At 73.5% G+C, this 20,017-nt stretch carries 26 protein-coding genes; 15 read left to right on the forward strand and 11 right to left on the reverse strand.

What is annotated here, in order from left to right; all coding sequences use genetic code 11:
• Position 1 precedes the first annotated feature (1 nt).
• The gene (paaZ, locus tag HTZ77_RS30795) at positions 2-2,053 is read right to left on the reverse strand and encodes a phenylacetic acid degradation bifunctional protein PaaZ (protein WP_175593207.1); all 2,052 of its coding nucleotides are present in this window, start codon (positions 2,051-2,053) and stop codon (positions 2-4) included.
• Between the two features lie 107 nt (positions 2,054-2,160).
• Here paaZ and paaA point away from each other — a divergent pair, with 107 nt between their 5' ends.
• From paaA to HTZ77_RS30835, 8 genes are read left to right on the forward strand one after another with little or no spacing between them, the layout of a single operon-like run.
• Positions 2,161-3,105 carry a 1,2-phenylacetyl-CoA epoxidase subunit PaaA gene (paaA, locus tag HTZ77_RS30800; protein ID WP_175593208.1) on the forward strand — a complete coding sequence of 315 codons (945 nt, stop codon included), beginning with the start codon at positions 2,161-2,163 and terminating at the stop codon, positions 3,103-3,105.
• Positions 3,102-3,395, forward strand: a complete 294-nt coding sequence (gene paaB / locus HTZ77_RS30805; protein WP_175593209.1) for a 1,2-phenylacetyl-CoA epoxidase subunit PaaB — start codon at positions 3,102-3,104, stop codon at positions 3,393-3,395. The genes paaA and paaB overlap by 4 nt, the downstream gene beginning before the upstream one ends.
• A gap of 13 nt (positions 3,396-3,408) precedes the next feature.
• Positions 3,409-4,314, forward strand: a complete 906-nt coding sequence (gene paaC / locus HTZ77_RS30810; RefSeq protein WP_175593210.1) for a 1,2-phenylacetyl-CoA epoxidase subunit PaaC — start codon at positions 3,409-3,411, stop codon at positions 4,312-4,314.
• Positions 4,311-4,811, forward strand: a complete 501-nt coding sequence (paaD, locus tag HTZ77_RS30815; RefSeq protein ID WP_328808859.1) for a 1,2-phenylacetyl-CoA epoxidase subunit PaaD — start codon at positions 4,311-4,313, stop codon at positions 4,809-4,811. Before paaC ends, paaD begins: the two co-directional genes overlap by 4 nt.
• Position 4,812: 1 nt before the next feature.
• A complete protein-coding gene (paaE, locus tag HTZ77_RS30820; RefSeq protein ID WP_175593211.1) occupies positions 4,813-5,868 on the forward strand; it encodes a 1,2-phenylacetyl-CoA epoxidase subunit PaaE in 1,056 nt (351 codons plus the stop codon).
• A gap of 12 nt (positions 5,869-5,880) precedes the next feature.
• Positions 5,881-7,059, forward strand: a complete 1,179-nt coding sequence (locus HTZ77_RS30825; protein ID WP_175593212.1) for a thiolase family protein — start codon at positions 5,881-5,883, stop codon at positions 7,057-7,059.
• Complete coding sequence (locus tag HTZ77_RS30830; RefSeq protein WP_175593213.1) at positions 7,056-7,787, forward strand: enoyl-CoA hydratase/isomerase family protein; 732 nt, start codon at positions 7,056-7,058, stop codon at positions 7,785-7,787. The genes HTZ77_RS30825 and HTZ77_RS30830 overlap by 4 nt, the downstream gene beginning before the upstream one ends.
• Positions 7,784-8,605 carry a 3-hydroxyacyl-CoA dehydrogenase family protein gene (locus HTZ77_RS30835; RefSeq protein ID WP_175593214.1) on the forward strand — a complete coding sequence of 274 codons (822 nt, stop codon included), beginning with the start codon at positions 7,784-7,786 and terminating at the stop codon, positions 8,603-8,605. Before HTZ77_RS30830 ends, HTZ77_RS30835 begins: the two co-directional genes overlap by 4 nt.
• Before the next feature lie 6 nt (positions 8,606-8,611).
• Here the strand turns inward: HTZ77_RS30835 and HTZ77_RS30840 are convergent, their stop codons facing one another.
• Positions 8,612-9,244 (reverse strand): TetR/AcrR family transcriptional regulator, encoded by a 633-nt coding sequence (locus HTZ77_RS30840; RefSeq protein WP_175593215.1) that lies wholly within the window; start codon positions 9,242-9,244, stop codon positions 8,612-8,614.
• Positions 9,245-9,305: 61 nt separating this feature from the next.
• Positions 9,306-10,346: a saccharopine dehydrogenase family protein gene (locus HTZ77_RS30845; RefSeq protein WP_175593216.1), complete on the reverse strand. Its 1,041-nt coding sequence runs from the start codon at positions 10,344-10,346 to the stop codon at positions 9,306-9,308.
• A 103-nt stretch (positions 10,347-10,449) separates the two neighbouring features.
• Here HTZ77_RS30845 and HTZ77_RS30850 point away from each other — a divergent pair, with 103 nt between their 5' ends.
• Positions 10,450-11,499, forward strand: coding sequence for a helix-turn-helix domain-containing protein (locus HTZ77_RS30850; RefSeq protein WP_175593217.1), 1,050 nt, complete (start codon positions 10,450-10,452; stop codon positions 11,497-11,499).
• Between the two features lie 40 nt (positions 11,500-11,539).
• On the opposite strand, the gene HTZ77_RS45490 is transcribed toward HTZ77_RS30850, so the two are convergent.
• Positions 11,540-11,956 carry an MFS transporter gene (locus HTZ77_RS45490; protein ID WP_205303948.1) on the reverse strand — a complete coding sequence of 139 codons (417 nt, stop codon included), beginning with the start codon at positions 11,954-11,956 and terminating at the stop codon, positions 11,540-11,542.
• Positions 11,957-11,973: 17 nt separating this feature from the next.
• Entirely contained in the window at positions 11,974-12,537 is a 564-nt protein-coding gene (locus tag HTZ77_RS45495) for an MFS transporter (protein WP_328808871.1), read from the reverse strand.
• Between HTZ77_RS45495 and HTZ77_RS45500 the strand changes: the two genes are divergently transcribed.
• The 6 genes from HTZ77_RS45500 (at position 12,419) to HTZ77_RS30885 (ending at position 17,068) form a co-directional block, all read left to right on the forward strand.
• Positions 12,419-12,766, forward strand: a complete 348-nt coding sequence (locus tag HTZ77_RS45500) for a hypothetical protein (protein WP_235995465.1) — start codon at positions 12,419-12,421, stop codon at positions 12,764-12,766. The two genes, HTZ77_RS45495 and HTZ77_RS45500, sit on opposite strands and share 119 nt — an antisense overlap.
• Before the next feature lie 109 nt (positions 12,767-12,875).
• A complete protein-coding gene (locus HTZ77_RS30865) occupies positions 12,876-13,805 on the forward strand; it encodes an ABC transporter ATP-binding protein (RefSeq protein WP_235995421.1) in 930 nt (309 codons plus the stop codon).
• Complete coding sequence (locus HTZ77_RS30870; RefSeq protein WP_175593219.1) at positions 13,802-14,521, forward strand: ABC transporter permease; 720 nt, start codon at positions 13,802-13,804, stop codon at positions 14,519-14,521. Before HTZ77_RS30865 ends, HTZ77_RS30870 begins: the two co-directional genes overlap by 4 nt.
• Before the next feature lie 19 nt (positions 14,522-14,540).
• Positions 14,541-15,656: a sensor histidine kinase gene (locus HTZ77_RS30875; protein WP_175593220.1), complete on the forward strand. Its 1,116-nt coding sequence runs from the start codon at positions 14,541-14,543 to the stop codon at positions 15,654-15,656.
• Positions 15,653-16,258: a response regulator transcription factor gene (locus HTZ77_RS30880; protein ID WP_175593221.1), complete on the forward strand. Its 606-nt coding sequence runs from the start codon at positions 15,653-15,655 to the stop codon at positions 16,256-16,258. The genes HTZ77_RS30875 and HTZ77_RS30880 overlap by 4 nt, the downstream gene beginning before the upstream one ends.
• Positions 16,259-16,297: 39 nt before the next feature.
• Positions 16,298-17,068: a class I SAM-dependent methyltransferase gene (locus tag HTZ77_RS30885; protein WP_175593222.1), complete on the forward strand. Its 771-nt coding sequence runs from the start codon at positions 16,298-16,300 to the stop codon at positions 17,066-17,068.
• Between the two features lie 35 nt (positions 17,069-17,103).
• Here HTZ77_RS30885 and HTZ77_RS48820 read toward each other — a convergent pair whose 3' ends face one another.
• The 6 genes from HTZ77_RS48820 to HTZ77_RS30915 all read right to left on the reverse strand — a co-directional run bounded on the left by HTZ77_RS48820 (position 17,104) and on the right by HTZ77_RS30915 (position 19,972).
• The gene (locus HTZ77_RS48820; protein ID WP_205303954.1) at positions 17,104-17,313 is read right to left on the reverse strand and encodes a CocE/NonD family hydrolase C-terminal non-catalytic domain-containing protein; all 210 of its coding nucleotides are present in this window, start codon (positions 17,311-17,313) and stop codon (positions 17,104-17,106) included.
• Positions 17,310-17,555, reverse strand: a complete 246-nt coding sequence (locus HTZ77_RS46755; protein ID WP_235995422.1) for a S1 RNA-binding domain-containing protein — start codon at positions 17,553-17,555, stop codon at positions 17,310-17,312. Before HTZ77_RS46755 ends, HTZ77_RS48820 begins: the two co-directional genes overlap by 4 nt.
• Positions 17,556-17,570: 15 nt before the next feature.
• A complete protein-coding gene (locus HTZ77_RS46760; RefSeq protein ID WP_175593223.1) occupies positions 17,571-17,777 on the reverse strand; it encodes a hypothetical protein in 207 nt (68 codons plus the stop codon).
• A 22-nt stretch (positions 17,778-17,799) separates the two neighbouring features.
• Positions 17,800-18,342: an HAD domain-containing protein gene (locus HTZ77_RS30905; protein ID WP_175593224.1), complete on the reverse strand. Its 543-nt coding sequence runs from the start codon at positions 18,340-18,342 to the stop codon at positions 17,800-17,802.
• The gene (locus tag HTZ77_RS30910; RefSeq protein WP_175593225.1) at positions 18,339-18,494 is read right to left on the reverse strand and encodes a hypothetical protein; all 156 of its coding nucleotides are present in this window, start codon (positions 18,492-18,494) and stop codon (positions 18,339-18,341) included. The genes HTZ77_RS30905 and HTZ77_RS30910 overlap by 4 nt, the downstream gene beginning before the upstream one ends.
• 248 nt (positions 18,495-18,742) lie before the next feature.
• Entirely contained in the window at positions 18,743-19,972 is a 1,230-nt protein-coding gene (locus HTZ77_RS30915) for a serine hydrolase domain-containing protein (RefSeq protein ID WP_175593226.1), read from the reverse strand.
• Between the last annotated feature and the right edge of the window lie 45 nt (positions 19,973-20,017).

Here is a 20,017-nt window from a genome sequence, read left to right on the forward strand (position 1 = left end):
CTCAGCCCTCCTGCTCGGCCATCGGCCAGGTCTTGGCCACGAGAGTCAGCACGTCGTACGTGGCGACGGCCTGGCCGTCCTGGTTGGCGACGACGGCGTCCCAGCGGACCTCGCCGTAGTCGGCCGAGCTGCGCGGGGTGATCTGCTTGACGGTCAGCTTCACGTCGATCGTGTCGCCCGCCTTCACCGGGGTGAGGAAGCGCAGGGAGTCGACGCCGAAGTTGGCCAGGACCGGTCCGGGCGCCGGGTCCACGAAGAGCCCGGCGGCCAGGGACACCACGAGGTACCCGTGGGCGACGATGCCGCCGAACAGCGGGTTGCGCGCCGCCGCCTCGGCGTCGGTGTGCGCGTAGAAGGTGTCGCCGGTGAACTCGGCGAAGTGCTCGATGTCGTCGAGCGAGACCGTGCGCGGCGCGGAGGCGATCGTGTCGCCGATCCGCAGGTCCGCCAGGGACTTGCGGAACGGGTGGACGCCGGACTCGCCCCGTGTGGCGCCCGTGGTCCAGCGTCCGGTGACCGCGGTGAGCAGGTCCGGGGAGGCCTGGACGGCGGTGCGCTGCATGTGGTGCAGGACCCCGCGTACGCCGCCGAGCTCCTCGCCGCCGCCGGCCCGGCCGGGGCCGCCGTGGACGAGGACGGGCAGCGGCGAGCCGTGCCCGGTGGACTCCTTGGCGTCGTCCCGGTCCAGGACGAGGACCCGGCCGTGCCAGGGCGCGAGCCCGAGGACGACCGAGCGCGCGACGTCCGGGTCGTGGGTGGCGACCGAGGCGACGAGGCTGCCCTTGCCGCGCGCCGCGAGCGTGACGGCCGCGTCCAGGCCGTCGTAGGCGAGCACGGTGGCGACCGGCCCGAACGGCTCCACGTCGTGCGGCTCGGTGGCGCCGGGACGGGCGCGCAGCAGCAGCGGGGTCATGAACGCGCCGCGCTCGGCGTCGCCGTCGAGCAGGGAGGCGCCGGCCGGCTCGCCGAAGACGACCTCCGCGCCGGCCCGCAGCGCCTCGACGGCCTTGCGCACCTCGTCGCGCTGCCCGAGGCTGGCCAGCGCGCCCATCCGGACGTCCGGGTTGCGCGGATCGCCGACGGTCACCTTCGACAGGCGCGCGGCCAGCGCCTCGACGACCTGGTCGGCCATGGCCGAGGGCACGAGGACCCGGCGGATGGCGGTGCACTTCTGGCCCGCCTTGACCGTCATCTCGGTGACGACGCCCTTGACGAACAGGTCGAACTCCGGGTCGTCCGGCCGCACGTCCGGCCCGAGGATGGAGCAGTTCAGCGAGTCGGCCTCGACGCCCAGCACGACGCCGCCGTCCAGCACGTTCGGGTGGCGGCGCAGGATGCCCGCGGTGTGCGCGGAGCCGGTGAAGGCGACGGAGTCCTGGACGGTCAGCTCGTCGAGCAGCCCGCCGGCTCCGCCCGAGACGAGCTGGAGCGCCCCCTCGGGCAGGATGCCCGACTCGATGATCAGCCGTACGGCCAGCTCGGTCAGGTACGCGGTCTGGCTGGCCGGCTTGACGATCGTGGGCAGCCCGGCGAGGAAGGCCGGGGCCAGCTTCTCCAGCATCCCCCAGACGGGGAAGTTGAAGGCGTTGATCTGCACCGCGACGCCCGGCCGCGAGGTGTAGAGGTGCTGGCCGACGAACGTGCCGCCCTTGCTCAGGCGCTCCAGGCCGCCGTCGAGGAAGACGGTGTCGTTCGGGAGCTCGCGCACGCCCTTGCTCGCGTAGCTGAACAGCGTGCCGATGCCGCCGTCCACGTCGATCATCGTGTCGCGCGAGGTGGCGCCGGTGCGCACCGACAGCGCGTACAGCTCCTCCTTGCGCGCGGTCAGGTGCTTGGCCAGCGCCTTCAGCAGGGCGGCCCGCTCGTGGAAGGTCAGGGACCGCAGCGCGGGCCCGCCGGTGTCGCGGGCGTGGCGCACCATCGCGGCGACGTCCAGCCCCCGGCTGGAGATCCGCGCGACCTCCTCGCCCGTGGCGGCGTCGAGCAGGGGCTCTCCGTCGTCGGCCGCCCGGAACCATCGTCCGGCGGCGTAGCTCTCCAGCAGCGCGCTCACGCTGACCTCTCCTCTCCGCGGGGACCTTGCGCAGGAGCCCCGACACGTGCCACCGTATTACTGACCGAGCGATAAGTAAATAAGACGCCACGCCTGGGGAGGTAAAGATGACGACGACACCGGTGGAACCCGAAGCACTCGAAGCCGCGTTCGAGGCGACCATCGCGCGCCACGACCGGATCGAGCCCCGTGACTGGATGCCGGACGCCTACCGCCGGACGCTCGTACGCCAGATGGCCCAGCACGCGCACTCCGAGATCATCGGCATGCAGCCCGAGGGCGCGTGGATCGGCCGCGCGCCGTCCCTGCGCCGCAAGGCGATCCTGCTGGCCAAGGTGCAGGACGAGGCGGGGCACGGGCTGTATCTGTACTCGGCGTGCGAGACGCTGGGCGTCTCCCGGGCCGAGTTGACCGAGCTGCTGCTGACCGGGCGGCAGAAGTACTCCTCGATCTTCAACTACCCCACGCTGTCGTACGCCGACGTGGGGACGATCGGCTGGCTGGTCGACGGCGCCGCGATCTGCAACCAGGTGCCGCTCTGCCGCACCTCCTACGGCCCGTACGGCCGCGCCATGATCCGCATCTGCAAGGAGGAGTCCTTCCACCAGCGGCAGGGCTACGAGCTGCTGATGACGATGATGCGCGGCACCGACGCCCAGCGCGAGATGGTCCAGGAGTCGGTGAACCGGTTCTGGTGGCCGTCGCTGATGATGTTCGGCCCGCCGGACGCCGACTCCCCCAACAGCGCGCGGTCGATGGCCTGGGGCGTCAAGCGCAACTCCAACGACGAGCTGCGCCAGAAGTTCGTGGACATGACGGTCCCGCAGGCCGAGGCGCTCGGGGTGACGCTGCCCGACCCCGAGCTGCGCTGGAACGAGGAACGCGGCCACCACGACTTCGGTGAGCCCGACTGGGAGGAGCTCGCCGCCGTCATCCGGGGCGACGGGCCGTGCAACGCGCAGCGCATGGCGCACCGCCGGGCCGCGCACGAGGACGGCGCCTGGGTGCGCGAGGCCGCGTCGGCCTTCGCGGAGCGGGCGGGCGCGCGATGAGCGCCGACCGGCGGGAGTGGCCGCTGTACGAGGTGTTCGTCCGCGGCAAGCGGGGCCTCAACCACGTGCACGTCGGATCCCTGCACGCCGCCGACGACGCGATGGCCGTACGGCACGCCCGCGACGTCTACACCCGGCGCAACGAGGGCGTGAGCATCTGGGTCGTCCGCGCCGACGCCATCACGGCCTCCAGCCCGGACGAGAAGGACCCGATGTTCGCGCCGAGCGGCGACAAGGTCTACCGGCACCCGACGTTCTACGACATCCCCGACAACGTCCCGCACATGTGATCGGTTGGCCATCATGAACGACGAATACGCCGGCGACTCCTCCCAGTGGGCCTTCGGCACCGGCTTCGAGGACCCCCTGGCCGGGGTCGACACCACGGTGCCCCAGGGCGTGGACCCCGCCGAGCTGGCCGCGTACTGCCTCATGCTCGGCGACGACGCGCTGATCATGTCGCAGCGCCTGTCGGAGTGGTGCAGCCGCGCGCCCGACCTGGAAGAGGACATCGCGCTGGCCAACATGGCGCTCGACCTGCTCGGACAGGCCCGCCTGCTGCTGGCCCGGGCCGCCGCGGCCGACCCCGGCGTGGTGCCCGCCCTGCCCGAGGGCTCGCCGGTGCCCGCCGAGGACGCGCTGGCCTTCTTCCGCGACGCGGAGCAGTTCCGCAACGTGCGGCTCGCCGAGGTGGAGAACGGCGACTTCGCGCACGTCGTCGTCCGGCTGCTGCTGTTCTCGGTGGCCCGGCTCGCGCTGCTGGAGCGGCTGCGCACGAGCCCTGACCAGGTGCTGGCGGCGGTGGCGGCCAAGGGCGTGAAGGAGATCACCTACCACCGCGACTGGGCCGGACGCTGGTTCCTCACCCTGGCGCAGGGCACCGAGGAGTCGCGGCGCAGGCTGGAGACGGCGCTGGAGGCCCTGTGGCCGTACCAGGCCGAACTGCTCGCCCCGCACACCGGTTTCGGCGTGGACCCCGCCACCCTGCGCGGCGAGGTGGACGTCGTCCTCGACCAGGTCTTCGCCGTCAGCGGCGTCGAGCGGCCCGGCGACGCGCCGCCGTCCGACGCCGGCCGCGAGCCGATCGGCGGCACCGGCCGCGAGCTGCCCGGCGGCACCGGCCGCGACGGCGCGCACACCGCCGCCCTCGCCCCACTGCTCGCCGAGATGCAGGTCGTCGCCCGCGCCCACCCGAGCGGGCGCTGGTGAACGCCAGGGACCGGGCCGCCGAGGTCGCCCGGCAGGTGCGCGACCCCGAGATGCCCATGCTCACCCTCGCCGACCTCGGCGTGCTGCGCGACGTCGAGCTGGACGGCGGCGGGGAGGTGGTCGTGTCGATCACCCCGACGTACACCGGCTGCCCCGCCATGGCGACCATGCGCGACGACCTCGTCCACCGGCTGCGCGAGGCCGGGTTCGACCGCGTCGAGGTGCGGATCGTCCTGGACCCGCCCTGGTCGAGCGACTGGATCAGCGAGCGCGGCCGGGCGGCGCTGCGCGAGGCGGGGCTGTCGGCGCCCGGCCCGGCCCCCCGCCGGACCGGACCGATCCCGCTCACGCTCGGCCCGGCCAGGAGCGCCCCGCCCTGCCCGCGCTGCGGGTCGGCGGCGACCCGGCTGACCTCCGAGTTCGGGGCGACCGCCTGCAAGGCCCTCTACCGCTGCACCGGCTGCCAGGAGCCGTTCGAGCACGTCAAGGAGATCTGACATGCCCTCTTTCCACCCGCTCACCGTGGCGGCGGTGGACCACCTGTGCGAGGACGCCGCGGCGATCACCTTCGCCGTCCCGGACGAGCTGCGCGAGGCGTACGCCTTCCGCGCCGGGCAGTCGCTCACCCTGCGCCGCTTCGTGGACGGGCGGGAGGAGCGCCGCTCGTACTCGATCTGCGCGCCGGCCGGGGCGCAGCCGCGGATCGGCGTCCGCGAGATCCCGGACGGGCTGTTCTCATCCTGGCTGGTCCGCGAGGTCGCGCCGGGCACGCGGATCGAGGTCCAGACGCCGACCGGCTCCTGGCAGGCCGACCCCGCCATGGGCGAGCGGCACCTGTGCGTCGCCGCCGGATCGGGCATCACCCCGATGCTGTCGCTCGCCTCCACCGTGCTCACCCACCCCGAGGCCCAGGTGTCGCTGCTGTACGGCAACCGCACCAGCCGCACCGTGATGTTCGCCGAGGAGCTGGGCGACCTGAAGAACCGGTACGGCTCCCGGCTCCAGGTGGTCCACGCGCTCTCGCGTGAGCCGCGCGACGTCGAGCTGTTCTCGGGGCGGCTCGACGGCGACCGGCTGCGCCGCCTGCTGACCGAGCTGGTGCCGGTCGAGGTGTTCGACCACGTCTGGCTCTGCGGACCGCTGGCGATGATCCAGCAGGCGCGTACGGTGCTCGCCGAGCTGGGCGTTCCCGCGTCCCGCGTGCACGTGGAGCTGTTCTACGTCGACGAGCCGCCGCCGCAGCCGCGACGGGCGGCCGACTGGGCGCCGCCCGGCGCGACCAGCGAGCTGACGGTCGTGCTCGACGGCCTCCGCACGACCTCGACGGTCTCGCGCGGGACGACGCTGCTCGACGGCGCCCAGGCGGCGCGCGCGGACCTGCCGTTCGCCTGCAAGGGCGGCGTCTGCGGGACGTGCCGCGCGGTCGTGCGGGACGGCGAGGTGGACATGCGCCGCAACTACGCCCTGGAACAGCCCGAGCTGGACGCCGGGTTCGTCCTCACCTGCCAGACGTTTCCGGTCGGCGAGCGCGTCACCGTCGACTACGACGCATAAGGAGCCCTACACATGCCCGAATCCTTCGTCGTCTCCGGCGTGCGGACGCCGATCGGCCGCTACGGCGGCGCGCTCGCCCACGTCCGGCCCGACGACCTGGCCGCCCTCGTCGTGGGCGAGGCCGTCGCCCGCGCGGGGATCGCCCCGGAACTCGTCGACGAGGTGGTGCTCGGCGCGGCCAACCAGGCCGGCGAGGACAATCGCAACGTCGCCCGGATGGCCCTCCTGCTGGCGGGCCTGCCCGACTCGGTGCCCGGGTTCACCGTCAACCGGCTGTGCGCCTCGGGGCTCACCGCGGTCGCCACTGCACGGGCCATGATCGCCGCCGGTGACGCCGACGTGGTGGTAGCGGGCGGGGTGGAGTCGATGACCCGCGCGCCGTGGGTGACCGAGAAGCCGGCCAAGGCGTTCGCCAAGCCGGGGGCGTCGTTCGACACCTCGATCGGCTGGCGCTTCACCAACCCGCGCTTCGACGCCGCGACGACCGCCTCCATGCCGCAGACCGCCGAGACCGTCGCGCGCCGCTGGGGCCTGGCCCGGGAGGAGCTGGACGCGTTCGCGCTGCGCTCCCACGAGCGGGCCGTCGCGGCGGCCAAGGAGGGCCGCTTCACCGGGGAGATCGTCCCGGTTCCCACCGGTGAGGGCGTCGTGGACGCCGACGAGGGGCCCCGGCCGGACACGAGCCTGGAGCGGCTGGCGCGGCTGCGCCCGGTCAACGGCCCGGACGGGGTCGTCACCGCGGGCAACTCCAGCTCGCTCAACGACGGCGCCGCGGCCGTGGTCGTGGTCAGCGACCGCTTCCTCGAACGGCACGGCCTGACGCCCCGGGCGCGGCTGGTGGCGGCGGCCAACGCCGGGGTGGCACCGGAGATCATGGGCGTCGGCCCGGTCCCCGCGACCCGCAAGGCGCTCGACCGCGCCGGCTGGACCGTCGACGACCTGGACGCCGTGGAGCTGAACGAGGCGTTCGCCTCCCAGTCGCTGGCCTGCGTCCGGGATCTCGGGCTCGACCTCGACCGCGTCAACGCCGACGGCGGCGCGATCGCCCTCGGGCACCCGCTGGGCGCGTCCGGCGCCCGGATCCTCGTCACCCTGCTCGGCCGGCTCGAACGCTCCGGCGGGCGGCGCGGCCTGGCGACCATGTGCGTCGGCGTCGGCCAGGGCAGCGCTCTCCTGGTGGAGCGCCCATGACCAGCCTGATCGTCGAGGAGGCCGAGGACCGGGTGGTGTGGCGGCTCAACCGCCCGGAGGTGCGCAACGCCATCGACCGCGAGCTGGTCGCCCGGCTGCACGAGGCGTGCGCCGCCGTCGAGGAGAACCCGCGCGTCGTCCTGCTGACCGGCGAGGGCACGACGTTCGCGGCCGGGGCGGACATCGCCCAGCTTCGCGAACGCGGCCTGTACGACGCGCTGCGCGGCATCAACTCGAAGATCTTCGAGCGGATCCACCGGCTGCCGATGCCGACCGTGGCCCTGCTCGACGGGTACGCCCTGGGCGGCGGGGCCGAGCTGGCGTACGCCTGCGACTTCCGGATCGGCACGCCGGGCACCCGGATCGGCAACCCGGAGACGGGCCTCGGCATCATGGCGGCGGCCGGGGCGGCCTGGCGGCTGGCCGAGCTGGTCGGGGAGCCGCTGGCCAAGGAGATCCTGCTGGCGGGCCGCGTGCTGACGGCCGAGGAGGCGCACGCCGTACGGCTGCTCAACGAGGTCGTGGAGCCGGAGGAGCTGCTGGCGGCCGGGCATCGGCTGGCCGACCGGATCGCCGCCCGGGCGCCGCTGGCGACCCGGCTGACCAAGGCGGTCTTCCACGCCCCCCGGGCCGCGCACCCGTTCATCGACGACGTGGCTCAGGCGGTCCTGTTCGAGACGGAGGAGAAGCACATGCGCATGACGGCATTCCTGGAGCGGCGATCATGAGCCTGCCACGGACGGTCGGCGTCTTCGGCGGCGGGCGGATGGGGGCCGGGATCGCGCAGGCGTTCCTCACCGCGGGCAGCCACGTGATCGTCGTCGAGAACGGCCCGGAGGCGGCCGAGAAGGCCCGGGGCCGGGTGAGCGACGGCCTGGCCAAGGGCAAGGCCGACATGGGCGCCCTCACGCGGCTGCGCACCACCTCGGACCCCGGCGAGCTGGGCCCGTGCGAGCTCGTCATCGAGGCGGTCCCGGAGGACGCGGCGCTCAAGGCCCAGGTGTTCGCCCTGGTCGAGAAGGCGGCACCGGGCGCGGTGCTGGCCTCCAACACCAGCAGTCTGTCGATCGGCGCGCTGGCCGCCGGGCTGGCCGCGCCGGAGCGCTTCCTCGGGCTGCACTTCTTCAACCCCGTCCCGGTCAGCGCGCTCATCGAGATCGTCACCGGGCCGCGTACCGATCCGGCGCTCGTGACGCTGGCCCAGCAGTGGGCGGCCGAGCTGGGCAAGACGCCGATCACGGTCGCGGACTCGCCGGGCTTCGCCAGCAGCCGGCTGGGCGTCGGCCTGGCGCTGGAGGCGATGCGGATGCTGGAGGAGGGCGTCGCGAGCGCGGCCGACATCGACACGGCGATGACCCTGGGCTACCGCCACCCGATGGGGCCCCTGCGCACCACCGACGTGGTGGGCCTGGACGTGCGGCTGGCGATCGCCGAGCACCTGGCGCGCGAGCTGGGGCCCCGGTTCGAGCCGCCGCGCATCCTGCGCGACCTGGTCGCCGCCGGGCATCTCGGCCGCAAGACGGGCCAGGGCTTCTACACCTGGTGAGACCCCTCAGACTCGGGTCTCGTGCCGGGCCAGGCCGTCGAAGGCGATGGCGGTGACGGCGTCGGCGACCATCGCCCGGTCGTAGGCGCCGTCCGGCCGGTACCACTCGACCAGCGAGTTCACCATGCCGAACAGCAGCCGGCTGACCAGCGTCGCCGGCACGTCGTCACGGAGCGCGCCCTCCGCGACGGCGTCGGTGACGAGCGCGGCGAGGCGGTCGTCGAGCCAGCGGCGCCGCTCCAGCGCCGCCAGCTCGACCTCGCTGTTGCCGCGTACCCGCAGCAGGAGCGTGACGGAGGGCTGGTGCGCCACGAGGACCTCCACGCTGCGGCGCACCACCTCGCGCAGCCGTTCGTACGCGCTGCGGCCGGCCTGCTCCCGGAACGCCTCGGTCACGACGGCGGTCAGCTCGTCGAGCGCGTCGTCCAGGGCCTGGCCGAGGAGCTGCTCCTTGCCGGTGACGTGGTGGTAGATGGCCGGCTTGGTCAGGCCCAGCTCCTTGGCCAGGTCGCCCATGCTGGTGGCGTCGTACCCCTTGCGGTTGAACAGCTCCACCGCGGCGCGCAGGACCGCTGCCTGGTCGTGGCCGGGACGGCCACGCCCGCGGCGCGGGGGCGGTTCGGCAGGCTGGCTCGTCACGAAAGCAGCATCTCACAACGGATCAGGCACTCTTCCACGCTCACCCGCTGGACGTGGCCGGTCACCGAGGCCCGTCACCCGGCCCCAGGGTGACGTGCGGGGACAGCGCGCGGAGGAAGTCGGCCGCGTCGAAGATCTCGCCGGCCGAGGCGACGCCGGTCGTCCTGGTGCGTCCCGTCAGGATGCGGTCCACCGCCTCCACCACGAGCGGCGCGGTGACGGCGTAGATGTCGCGGCCGCTCGCCACGGCGCGCCGTTCGCTGCCGCCGGAGCGCACGACGACGTCCACGAGGAACGTCTGCTCGGACCGTCCCCGCTCGTCGGACGGGGCCGGCGTGGGCGTGTCCGGGGCCAGCACGTCCTTGGCCGCCTCGACCGTCATGTAGGTGCGCACCTCCGGGATGGACAGGTGGCTGGGAACGGTGACGACGTCGGCCATCGTGAACTCGCCGATGACGGCCCGGGGCCCCGTCGGGCCGGGGAAGGGCCACTCCAGGGTCGGCGGGGCGTCATGGCGGTGCTCCAGCCGGCCGTTCGTGAACACCAGGCGCCGGCCGCCCCGCCGCTGCCGGGAGACCGCGCCCGAGGCGCGCGTCCCGGGCGTGGGGTGCCAGCTGTTCAGCGCGTACGCGACGTGCGCCTCGTCGGCCGAGCTCCAGTCGCCCATCGCGGCGGTGACCAGCAGGTCGCCGAGGCCGCCGTAGAAGGCCATCGCGGGGACGATCACGGCCCCGGCGGCGCGGGCGCGGTCCGCGAAGTGCGTGAAGGTGTCGGCGTTGGCCTCGATCTCGGCCGCCACGTCCACGTACGGGATCCCGGCGCGCAGCGCCGCCTCGATCACCGGGGCGGTCGTCGTGGCGAAGGGCCCGGCGCAGTTGACCACGGCCGCCGCGCCGGCCAGCGCGGCGTCGAGGGAGCCGGGGTCGTCCACGGACGCCTGGCGGATCTCCAGCCCGGGTTCGGACGCCGCCAGCGCCTTCAGCTTCTCGGCGTCCCGGCCGGACGCGATCGGGACGAACCCGCGCTCCCGCAGCTCCGCCACCACGAAACGCCCGGTGTGCCCGTACGCGCCGAACACCGCCACCGTCAGTCCCGATGCCATGTCTCTCTCCCTGTCCTCACCTGTACTGCGTTGCCGACAATCCTGGCGAGGACCGGATCCCGCCGCGAGTGTCTGGAACGCCATGATGCGTACAATTCCGGACATGGACACTGTCGCGCTGGCCGTCACCGACGGCATGCTGCACTTCGAGCTGTCGCTGGCGTACGAGGTCTTCGGGACCGGCCTGACCGGCGCGGCGGACCGCCGCTACGACCTCGTGGTCTGCGGACCGGGCGCCGTGCGGGCCGGCCGGTTCCTGCTGGAGCCCGACCACGGCCTCGACCGGCTCCCGCGGGCCGACACCGTGATCGTCCCGGGCTGGGCCGATGTCGACGTCGATCCACCCGCCGACCTGGTCGACGCGGTGCGCGCGGCCCACGAGGCGGGCGCGCGCGTGGCGTCCCTCTGCACGGGCGCGTTCGTGCTGGCCGCCGCCGGCCTGCTGGACGGCAGGCGGGCCACCACGCACTGGGCGCACACCCGTGACCTGGCCGAGCGCCACCCCGAGGTGGAGGTGGACCCGGACGTCCTGTACGTGGACGACGGCAGCGTGCTCACCTCCGCCGGCAAGGCCGCGGCCATGGACCTGTGCCTGCACCTGGTCCGCCTCGACCACGGCTCCTCGGTCGCCAACGCGGTCGCCCGCCGCCTGGTGGTGCCGCCGCACCGGGACGGCGGCCAGGCCCAGTTCGTCACCGCCCCGGTGCCCGCCCCGGACAACCATCCGCTCGCCGAGCTGTTCCCCTGGGTGATCGAACGGCTGGACCAGCCGCTGACCGTGGAGGACCTGGCCCGCCGGGCCCGGATGAGCGCGCGTAATCTGAGCCGCCACTTCAGCGCGGTGACCGGCACCAGCCCGCTGCAGTGGCTGCTGACGCAGCGGATCCGCCATGCCCAGGAGTTGCTGGAGACGACCGACGACAGCGTCGAGGCCATCGCGGCGGCCACGGGCATGGGCACCGCCACGACGCTCCGCCGGCATTTCGGCCGTACGGTCGGCGTGCCGCCGGACACCTACCGCCGCACCTTCCGCTCCCGGCAGGACGCCCGCCGCCAGGCGGACGCGGCCCGTCCTGTCCGCAGCCAGGCGGACGCGGCCCGCCCCGTCCCCAGCCAGGCGGACGCGGCCCGTCCCGCGCCGGACGGTGGATGACCCGCCGTCGAGCGGACGCGCCGGATCCCCGGGGACGCGCTCAGCCGGCCGCGCGCGAGGTGTCCCGAGGTTCGGCGGCGGCGCTGGCGCGGGTGGGGCGCGGCAGGGTGAGCGTGATCAGGAGGCCCGTGATCATCGCGGCCGCGGTGAGCAGGACGACGACGAACTCGCCGTCGGCCGTGGCGGCGCGCAACGCCTGGCCGGTCCTGCCCGCGGTGCCGAGGTCGGCGATGACGGTGAAGACGGCCAGGCCGATCGCGTTGCCGATGTTGAGCGCGGTGGAGGCGATGCCGTTGGCCACGCCCTGCTCGTGGGCGGCGGTGCCGGTGGCGGCGGCGATCCACATGGCGGTCCAGACGATGCCCTGGCCGAGGCCGGAGACGACCAGGCCCGGCACCAGCAGGCCGTAGCCGGCCTCGGCGTCGAAGCCGAGGGCGAGGACGGCGGTGCCGGCCACGCCGACGGCGAAGCCGATCAGCAGCGTGGTGCGGGTGCCGTCCGGGTGGCCAGGCGTTCGCCGCTCTGGGTGCCGGCGGCGATGGCCAGGGAGGGGATGAGGAAGGCCAGCCCGGTCTGCAGGGCGCTGTAGCCGTGGATGCTCTGCAGCAGCACGGTCAGGAAGTACGGCAGGACGCCGAAGGTGGCCATGTAGAGGAAGGTCACCAGCATGCCGACGGTCAGGCTGCGGTTGCGGAAGAGCCGGAAGGGCATGAGCGGGTCGGCGCTGCGGGCCTCGACCAGCGCGAAGATCGCCAACAGGGCGGCGGCCGGCAGGAACGCGCCGGCCACCAGGGGGCTGCCCCAGCCCAGTTCCGGCCCCTCGACCAGGGCGAAGACCAGCAGGGTCGATCCGGCGGTGACGCTCAGCGCCCCCGGCATGTCGAACCTGCGCCGCTCGCCCCTGGCGGGGTCACGCGGGATGACGGCCAGGGCGGCCAGCGCGACCAGTGCGGCCAGGGGGACGTTGACGAAGAAGACGGCGGGCCAGCCGAAGTTCTGGGTCAGCAGGCCGCCGAGCAGCGCGAGCGTGGAGGGCAGCAGCAGCGCGCCGCCGATGCCCTGGACGGCGCGGGCGACGATGATGACGACGGGGCCGACCCATCACTGGCGGGTGCTGCGCGACAGCGGCGTCATCCGGCAGCGCCCCTCGGGGCGGGAGAACCTGCTCGTCCTGCGGCGCGAGGATCTGGACGCCCGCTACCCGGGGCTGCTCGACGCCATCCTGTCCGGCGCCCGCGCCGACGACGCCCTGGAGCACGGCGGCTGACGAGCGCCGCCCGACGAGCGTCGCCGGAAGGGGCATGTGACGCCCGTCACACCGGAACCGTGACAGGCGGCCCAGGAGCGCGAGCCCGGCCGCGCCCATGCTGGCGGGCATGGAACGCATCACACCCCACGCGGTGGCCCTCAGCGGCCTGCGCAAGAGCTACGGCGACCGGACCGCGGTCGCCGGGATCGATCTGCTGATCACGCCCGGCGAGGTCGTGGCGCTGCTCGGGCCCAACGGCGCGGGCAAGTCCACGACCGTCGACATGCTGCTCGGCCTCACCCCGCCGGACTCCGGCGCCATCACCCTGTTCGGCGAGGACCCGCACCGGGCGGTCGCGGGCGGCGTCGTGGGCGCGATGCTCCAGGAGGTCACACTGCTGGAGGACGCCACCGTGCGCGAGATCCTCACCATGATCGCCTCGATGCACCGCGCGCCGATGCCCGTGGCGCAGGCGTTGCGGCTGGCCGGGATCGGCGACCTCGCGGAGCGGCGGGCGGCCAGGCTGTCGGGCGGGCAGACACAGCGCGTACGGCTGGCCATGGCGCTGGTGCCCGACCCCGGCCTGCTGGTGCTGGACGAGCCCACGGCGGCGATGGACGTGACGGCGCGGCGCGAGTTCTGGCACGCGATGGGCGAGTTCGCCGCCACCGGCCGGACCGTGCTGTTCACCACCCACTACCTGGAGGAGGCCGAGGCCCACGCCGACCGGGTCGTGCTGATGCGGGACGGGACGATCGTCGCCGACGGGCCGGTGAGCGCGGTCATGGCGCGGGTGGGCGGCCGGACGGTGACCGCGCTCGTCCCCGGGGCGCGGCCGGCGGAGCTGCTGGCGCTGCCCGGCGTGGTGGACGCGGAGCCCGCCGGCGACGGCCACCGGGTCGTGTTGCGGTGCTCCGACTCCGACGGCGCGCTGCGCGCGTTGCTGGCCCGCCATCCCGGCGCCGGCGACGTCGAGATCCGCTCGGCGAGCCTGGAGGAGGCGTTCGTGCTGCTGACGGGCGCGGGCCTGGCCGGCGAGGGGGTGGCGGCGCGATGAAGGGCGGCTACCTGCGGTTCGAGGTCAGGCGGGCGGTGCGGGACTCCAGGTTCCTGGTGTTCGCCGTGGCGCTTCCGGTGGGCCTGTTCGTGCTGCTGTCGCACCTGTACCAGAGCCAGGGGGCCACGCCCGCGTACCTGATGGGCGGGCTGGCGGCGTTCGGGGCGTTCAAGGCGGCGCTGGACACCGGCGCGCGCACGGCCGTGGAGCGGGGCGCGGGCTGGCAGCGGCAGCTTCGGCTGACCCCGCTGTCCGGCGCGGGCTACCTGGTGGCCAAGGGGGCGGTGGCGATGTTGGTGGCGCTGCCGCCCGTGGTGGGAGTGGCGCTGGTGGCCGCGCTCACCGCCGACGTGCGCCTGACCGCCGCCCCGTGGGCGCTGACGGTGCTCGGCATCTGGCTGGGCACGGTGCCGTTCGCGCTGCTCGGGCTGCTCGTCGGGCAGCTCTGCTCGGCGCGCAACGTGCAGACCTACCAGGGCGGGGTGCTGATCCTGCTCAGCTTCGTCGGCGGGCTGCTGATCCCGGTCGACGCCTTCCCGCCGGTGCTGGCGGGAGTGGCCAGGGTGCTGCCCAGCTACTGGCTGGCCGAGATCGGGCACGGCGCCGTGTCCGGCTCCGGCGGGTCGGGCGCGGCGCCGGCGGTGCTCGCCGCGTACACGGTGGTGCTGGGCGTGGCCGTCATCGTGCGCTACCGGCGCGACGGCGCCCGCGCCTGATCGTCCCTAGGCTGACATCATGCGACGTGCGTGGCCCTCGTGGCGTCCGCAGCGCGGCGAGTCCCGGCGGTGGCGGTGGGCGCGCGGCCTGGCGGTGCTGGCCGGGCTGGTGGTCTGGCCGTTGTGGGAGGCGTTCCGGCCGGGGCGCGGGCCGCTGGCCGCCGTGCTGGCGCTGGCGTACGCCGCGAGCTGGATCGCCGTCATGGCGTACGGCGTGACCTGGACTCCCAGGACCCGGATCGCGGTGCTGCTCTGGCTGCTCGCCCTCGGCGTGGCCGTGCCGGCGGCCCACGGCGGCGACCCGCTGGTCCTGCGGGGCTTCACCCTGAGCGCGGCCGCCTGGGTGCTGCCCACCGTCTGGGCGCTGCTGCTGGCCGGGGCGGCGGTGGTGATCCGGCTGGGCACCCTGTACGGCGCGGCGGGCAGCCTGTCGTGGGAGCTGGTCCCGCGCGCGCTGGAGGAGATCGTGACCCCGGTCGCGGTGATGCTGCTGATCCGCCTGCTCGTCCAGCTCGGCCAGGCCAACAGGGAGATCGAGGCGCTGGCCACCGCCGCCGAGCGCGAGCGCCTGGCCCGCGACCTGCACGACGTGCTCGGCCACAGCCTCACCACGATCACCGCCAAGGCGGGGCTGGCCCGCCGCCTGCTGGAGCGCGGCGCCGACCCCGGGCAGGCGCTCGCCGAGGTCCGCGACGTGGAACGGCTCTCCCGGCAGGCGCATGCGGAGATCCGCGCCACGGTGTCGGGCTCCCGCAGGTCGTCGCTGACGGCCGAGCTGGTCGGGGTGCGGGCCGCGCTGCGGGCGGCCGGCATCGCCGCCGTGCTGCCCGGGGGCGTGGACCAGGTGCCCGAGGATCTCCGGGAGCCGTTCGCGTACGTGCTGCGCGAGGGCGTCACGAACGTCATCCGGCACAGCGGCGCCACCCGCTGCGAGGTCACCCTGACCGGAACCTGCCTGGAGATCCGCGACAACGGCCACGCCACGGCCGTCACCGGCAGCACCACCGCCGCCGTCGCCGGATCGACGGGCAACGGCCTGGCCGGGCTGGCGGAGCGGCTCCGCGCGGTGGGCGGCCTGCTGGAGGCGGGCCCGCTGCCGCAGGGTGGCTTCCTGCTCCGGGCGAGCCGCGCGTGATCAGGATCCTGCTCGCAGACGACCAGGCACTGGTACGAGGGGCGCTCGCCGCGATGCTCGCGCTCGAACCCGACCTCGAGGTGACCGCCCAGGCCGCGACGGGCCAGGAGGCGCTCGAAGCGGCGCTGCGCACCCGCCCCGACGTCGCGCTGATCGACGTGCAGATGCCGGGCATGGACGGACTGACCCTGACCGAACGCCTGCGCCGGGCGTTGCCGTCGTGCCGGGTGGTCATCTGCACCACGTTCGGACGGCCCGGCTACTTCACCCGGGCGATGCGGGCCGGCGCGTCCGGGTTCGTGGTGAAGGACTCCTCGCCCGAGCACCTGGTCGACACGGTGCGGCGGGTGCACGCGGGCCTGCGGGTCGTGGACCCGGCGCTGGCGGCCGAGTCGCTGACCAGCGGGGCCAGTCCCCTGACCGCCCGCGAGCGCGACGTGCTGCGCGTGGCGCGGCGCGGCGGGACGGTCTCGGAGATCGCCAGGGCGCTGAGCCTGTCCAACGGGACCGTGCGCAACCACCTGTCGGCGGCCATCGGCAAGGTCGGCGCCGCCACCCGCACGGAGGCCGCGCTGATCGCCGAGGAACGCGGCTGGCTGTAGCGCCGGACGAGCCGGATCGTCAGGAATACCCTGCACATCATGATCACATCGAATGCGCCCGGGGAGCCTGATCCCGTTCGAGGAGGCTCCTTCTACGACGCGCCCCACGTGCTGGAGCGCTACCTGCGGCACCGCCACAGCGGGGTGCGCAGCCCCAACCACGTCATGGAGGAGCCGGCGTTCCTCGACGAACTGGGCCCGGTCGCCGGCCTCCGCGTGCTGGACCTCGGCTGCGGGGACGCCGCCATCGGCCCGCCCCTGCTCGCGGCGGGCTGTCGCGGCTATCTCGGCATCGACGGCTCGACCGAGATGACCCGGGCGGCCGCTGCCACCCTCCGAGGCACCCCGGGCCGCGTGGAACGAAGGGACATCGAGACGTTCTCCGCCCCGCCGCACACCTTCGACCTGGTCATCTCCCGCCTCGCGCTGCACTACGTCGCCGATCTCGACCCCGTGCTGGCGGCCTGCCGGCGGTCGCTGTCGCCGGGCGGGCGGCTGCTGATCACGGTCGTCCACCCCGTCATCACCTCCCACGAAGCTCCACAGGCCACGAAGGAGGCACGCACCGACTGGGTCGTCGACGACTACTTCAGCACCGGAGCACGCCGGCGCGACTGGATGGGCGACACCGTCACCTGGTATCACCGCACCGTCGAGGACTACGTCACCGCCCTGACCCGCGCCCGCTTCGCCGTCACCGCGCTGCGCGAGTGCGCTCCCCGCTCCGATCGTTTCGACGGTGACACGGCCGAGTTCGCACGTCGCGCGCGTGTCCCCCTGTTCCTCCTCCTGGCCGGCTCACGGACATGAGCCGCGCCACCGCGTCACCTGCGCCGCGCTCCGTGTCAGCGGGCTGTGCGGACCGGCAGGATGACGGCGAGGGATGGTCGGGTCCGTGGTGCACCTGCTGGTCCGCGACGCGCATCTCGGTGGCGGTCAGGCGATGTCGCCCGGTGCCGAGGTTTGCGGTTGTAGAGAGGGAAGGCGCCGCTGGAGACCTGGACGCGGATCCGGTGACCGCGCCGGAAGAGGTAGGCGGTCGGTGTCAGGGTCACGTTGACGCAGGTTGAGTGGCACGCAGCGACAGCCGGGCCTCACCGTTGGTGGTATCGAATGTGAGGACTTCGCAGGTGATGCGCTCTCCCATCGAGACGATCTCGGACGGGTCCTCGAAGCTGCGCCAGGACAGCTCGGGCATGGTGATGAAGCCGACGCCGGGGAAGACGGGGTGCTTCGGCCCGTCGTCCAGAGCGACGAAGACGCCGAAACTCTCGATGGCCGCCACGATGCCGGACAAGCCTCTGGGCGTTCCTCAAGGCGTCGATCGGGAGAGCAGGACCCGCCTGCCCTGCGACTGCCAGGAATGATCAAGGGAGCCGATGACACCGACTGCAGTGGCAACGAAGCCATCGAGGAGCACCGTTGCCCCCGATCGCGTGACGTCGGCCACGGTACCGGCGAGGGTGTCGCCAACGTTCACGGTCGCCATGAACGCGGCAAGGGCCTGATCGTCTTCCACTGTCCCCGTGATTCCCAGGCTCTCAGGCGGGACTCGATGGCGCAGTGGCGTCGATCCCGCGTAGCCACTGGCCGATGATGAGGTAGTCGGCCTCGGTGAGGCCGGTGTGTGGGTCGACTCGGTGAAGGAGCGCCGGCCCTGGATGGTGCGCGGAGACCCATGCGCGATCTTTGGCGGTGACTTCGTCGTCGATCCAGGCGAAGGGGCGTCCTGCTGCCCAGGTGACGAGGGTGCGGATCTTCCAGTGCAGGCCGTCGCGTTCGTCCTGCCGCTCGGTCTCGGGCTCGTCCGGCCAGGTCACGATCGCCAGCGCGGGCAGCCCGAGGCGGGGTGCGATGCACTCGTTGGCGTCGTTCATCCAGCTGGTGGCCCAGACCAGCTCGCAGGGCAGCGTCTTCAACCGGGCTCCGTGGTCGGGATTGATCCTGGCCAAGAGCGGATTTGCTTCTGCTTGCGGCGGCGAGACGGTCTGGTAGGTCAGATAGTGCTGCGACGGAGCGCCGAAGGGAATGAGTGGTCCGTCGACGTCGAGGAAGAGCAGTGGACGCTGTGCGGATCCGGTCACGGCTGCACGATATCCGGAGTGGTGGAAGCGCCAGTGAGTCGTCCGGCCGTCTTGCGGATGCCGGGCATTCCGAGGTTGACGGTGCTCGTGCGGACAGCCGCTTCATGGGCGAGCCGGTCGATGCGGTTGGCGTGGATTTCTTCCGAGCACAAGGGGTTCCATCGTCGCGTCCGCGGCGAGCGGCTCGTACCGTCCACCTCCCCCCGGAATGGTCATCGACCTGCGGCGGGAGCGTCACCGCATCGTGGAGGCGATCAGCGGGCTCCGGACGTCCCAGCGGGCACTCGAGGCCATGCTCACCGCCGCCCTCCGGCAACCCGAGGACATGCGGCTGCGGGGAGTCCGGCTGGTCAACGCGACGGGGGTCCGCTGCCGGGCCGACCTCGAGCGGGCAGGCGGGTCAGTCGTCGATGGCCTGGTAGAGGGTGGTCCAGAAGTCGTGGATGGCACGCGCCGAGTCCGGGGTGGACATCCCGGTCTGGGTGAGCAGGATGCCGACGAGCCGGTTTTCCGGGTCGGCGTAGGTCGTGGTGCCGGCGCCGCCGTCCCAGCCGAACTGGCCGACGGGCGCGTAGTCGCCACGGTAGGTGCGCACCGCCATCCCGAAGCCCCAGCCGCCGTGCTGCCCGGTGCCGTACGCCAGATGGGAGACGTCGCGGGCCCAGGCCTCTCGGGCGGCCTGCTGGTCGGACGTGAGGCGGTTGGTGGTCATCAGCTCGACGGCGGGCCGGGACAGGATCCGCCGGGTGCCGTGCATGCCGTGGTCGAGCAGCATCCGGAAGTAGGCGTGGTAGTCGTCGACGGTGGAGTCCAGTCCGCCGCCGCCCGACTGGAACGCCGGGGGCCCGCTGTGGTGTCCCCCTTCGGCCTCGTCCTCCACGTTGAACGCTCCGCTCTGCCCGTCGGGGGCGTACAGGGGCGGCAGCCGGTCGATCTTGGCGTCGGGCACGTGGAAACCGGTGTCCTTCATGCCCAGCGGGTCGAAGATGCGCTCACGCAGGAACTCCTCGAACGACTGGCCGGTGACCCTGGCCACCAGCACGCCGAGCAGGTCGTCGCCGACGTTGTACAGCCACCGCTCGCCGGGCTGGTACATCAGCGGGAGCGTGCCCAGGCGGCGCATCCACTCGTCCGGTCCCGGTTCGGGCAGCAGCCAGCCGTCCGCCTGGCCGTAGACCCCCCGCTCGAAGAACGCGCTCATCATCGGAGCGGTCCGCGCCGTCATGTCCAGCCCGAGCCCCAGCGTGCTGGTGAGCAGGTCCCGCACGATGATCGGCCGCCGCGCCGGCACGGTGTCGTCGAGCGGGCCGTCGGCCCGCTTCAGCACCCGCCGGTCGGCGAGCTCCGGCAGCCACGTGTCCACCGGGTCGTCGAGCCGCAGCCGGCACTCGTCCAGCAGGACCATCGCCGCCGACACCGCCACCGGCTTGGTCGTCGAGGCCATCCGGAAGATCGTGTCGCGGCGCATCGGCGCGCCGCCGTCATGGCGCATCGTCCCGATCGCCTCGACATGCGTTTCCTCGCCCCGGCTGACCAGGGCGACCAGGCCGGGGATCCTCCCGGACTCGACATGACGCGTCAGCACCTCGCGCAGTCTGCGCAGCCCTGCTTTCGAGAAGCCACTCATCATGAATCTCCTGACGTTCAGTGTTCGACCTTGCGATAGGTGTCCGGG

The organism is Nonomuraea montanisoli (assembly GCF_013363975.1).
Classification (GTDB): Bacteria; Actinomycetota; Actinomycetes; order Streptosporangiales; family Streptosporangiaceae; genus Nonomuraea; species Nonomuraea montanisoli.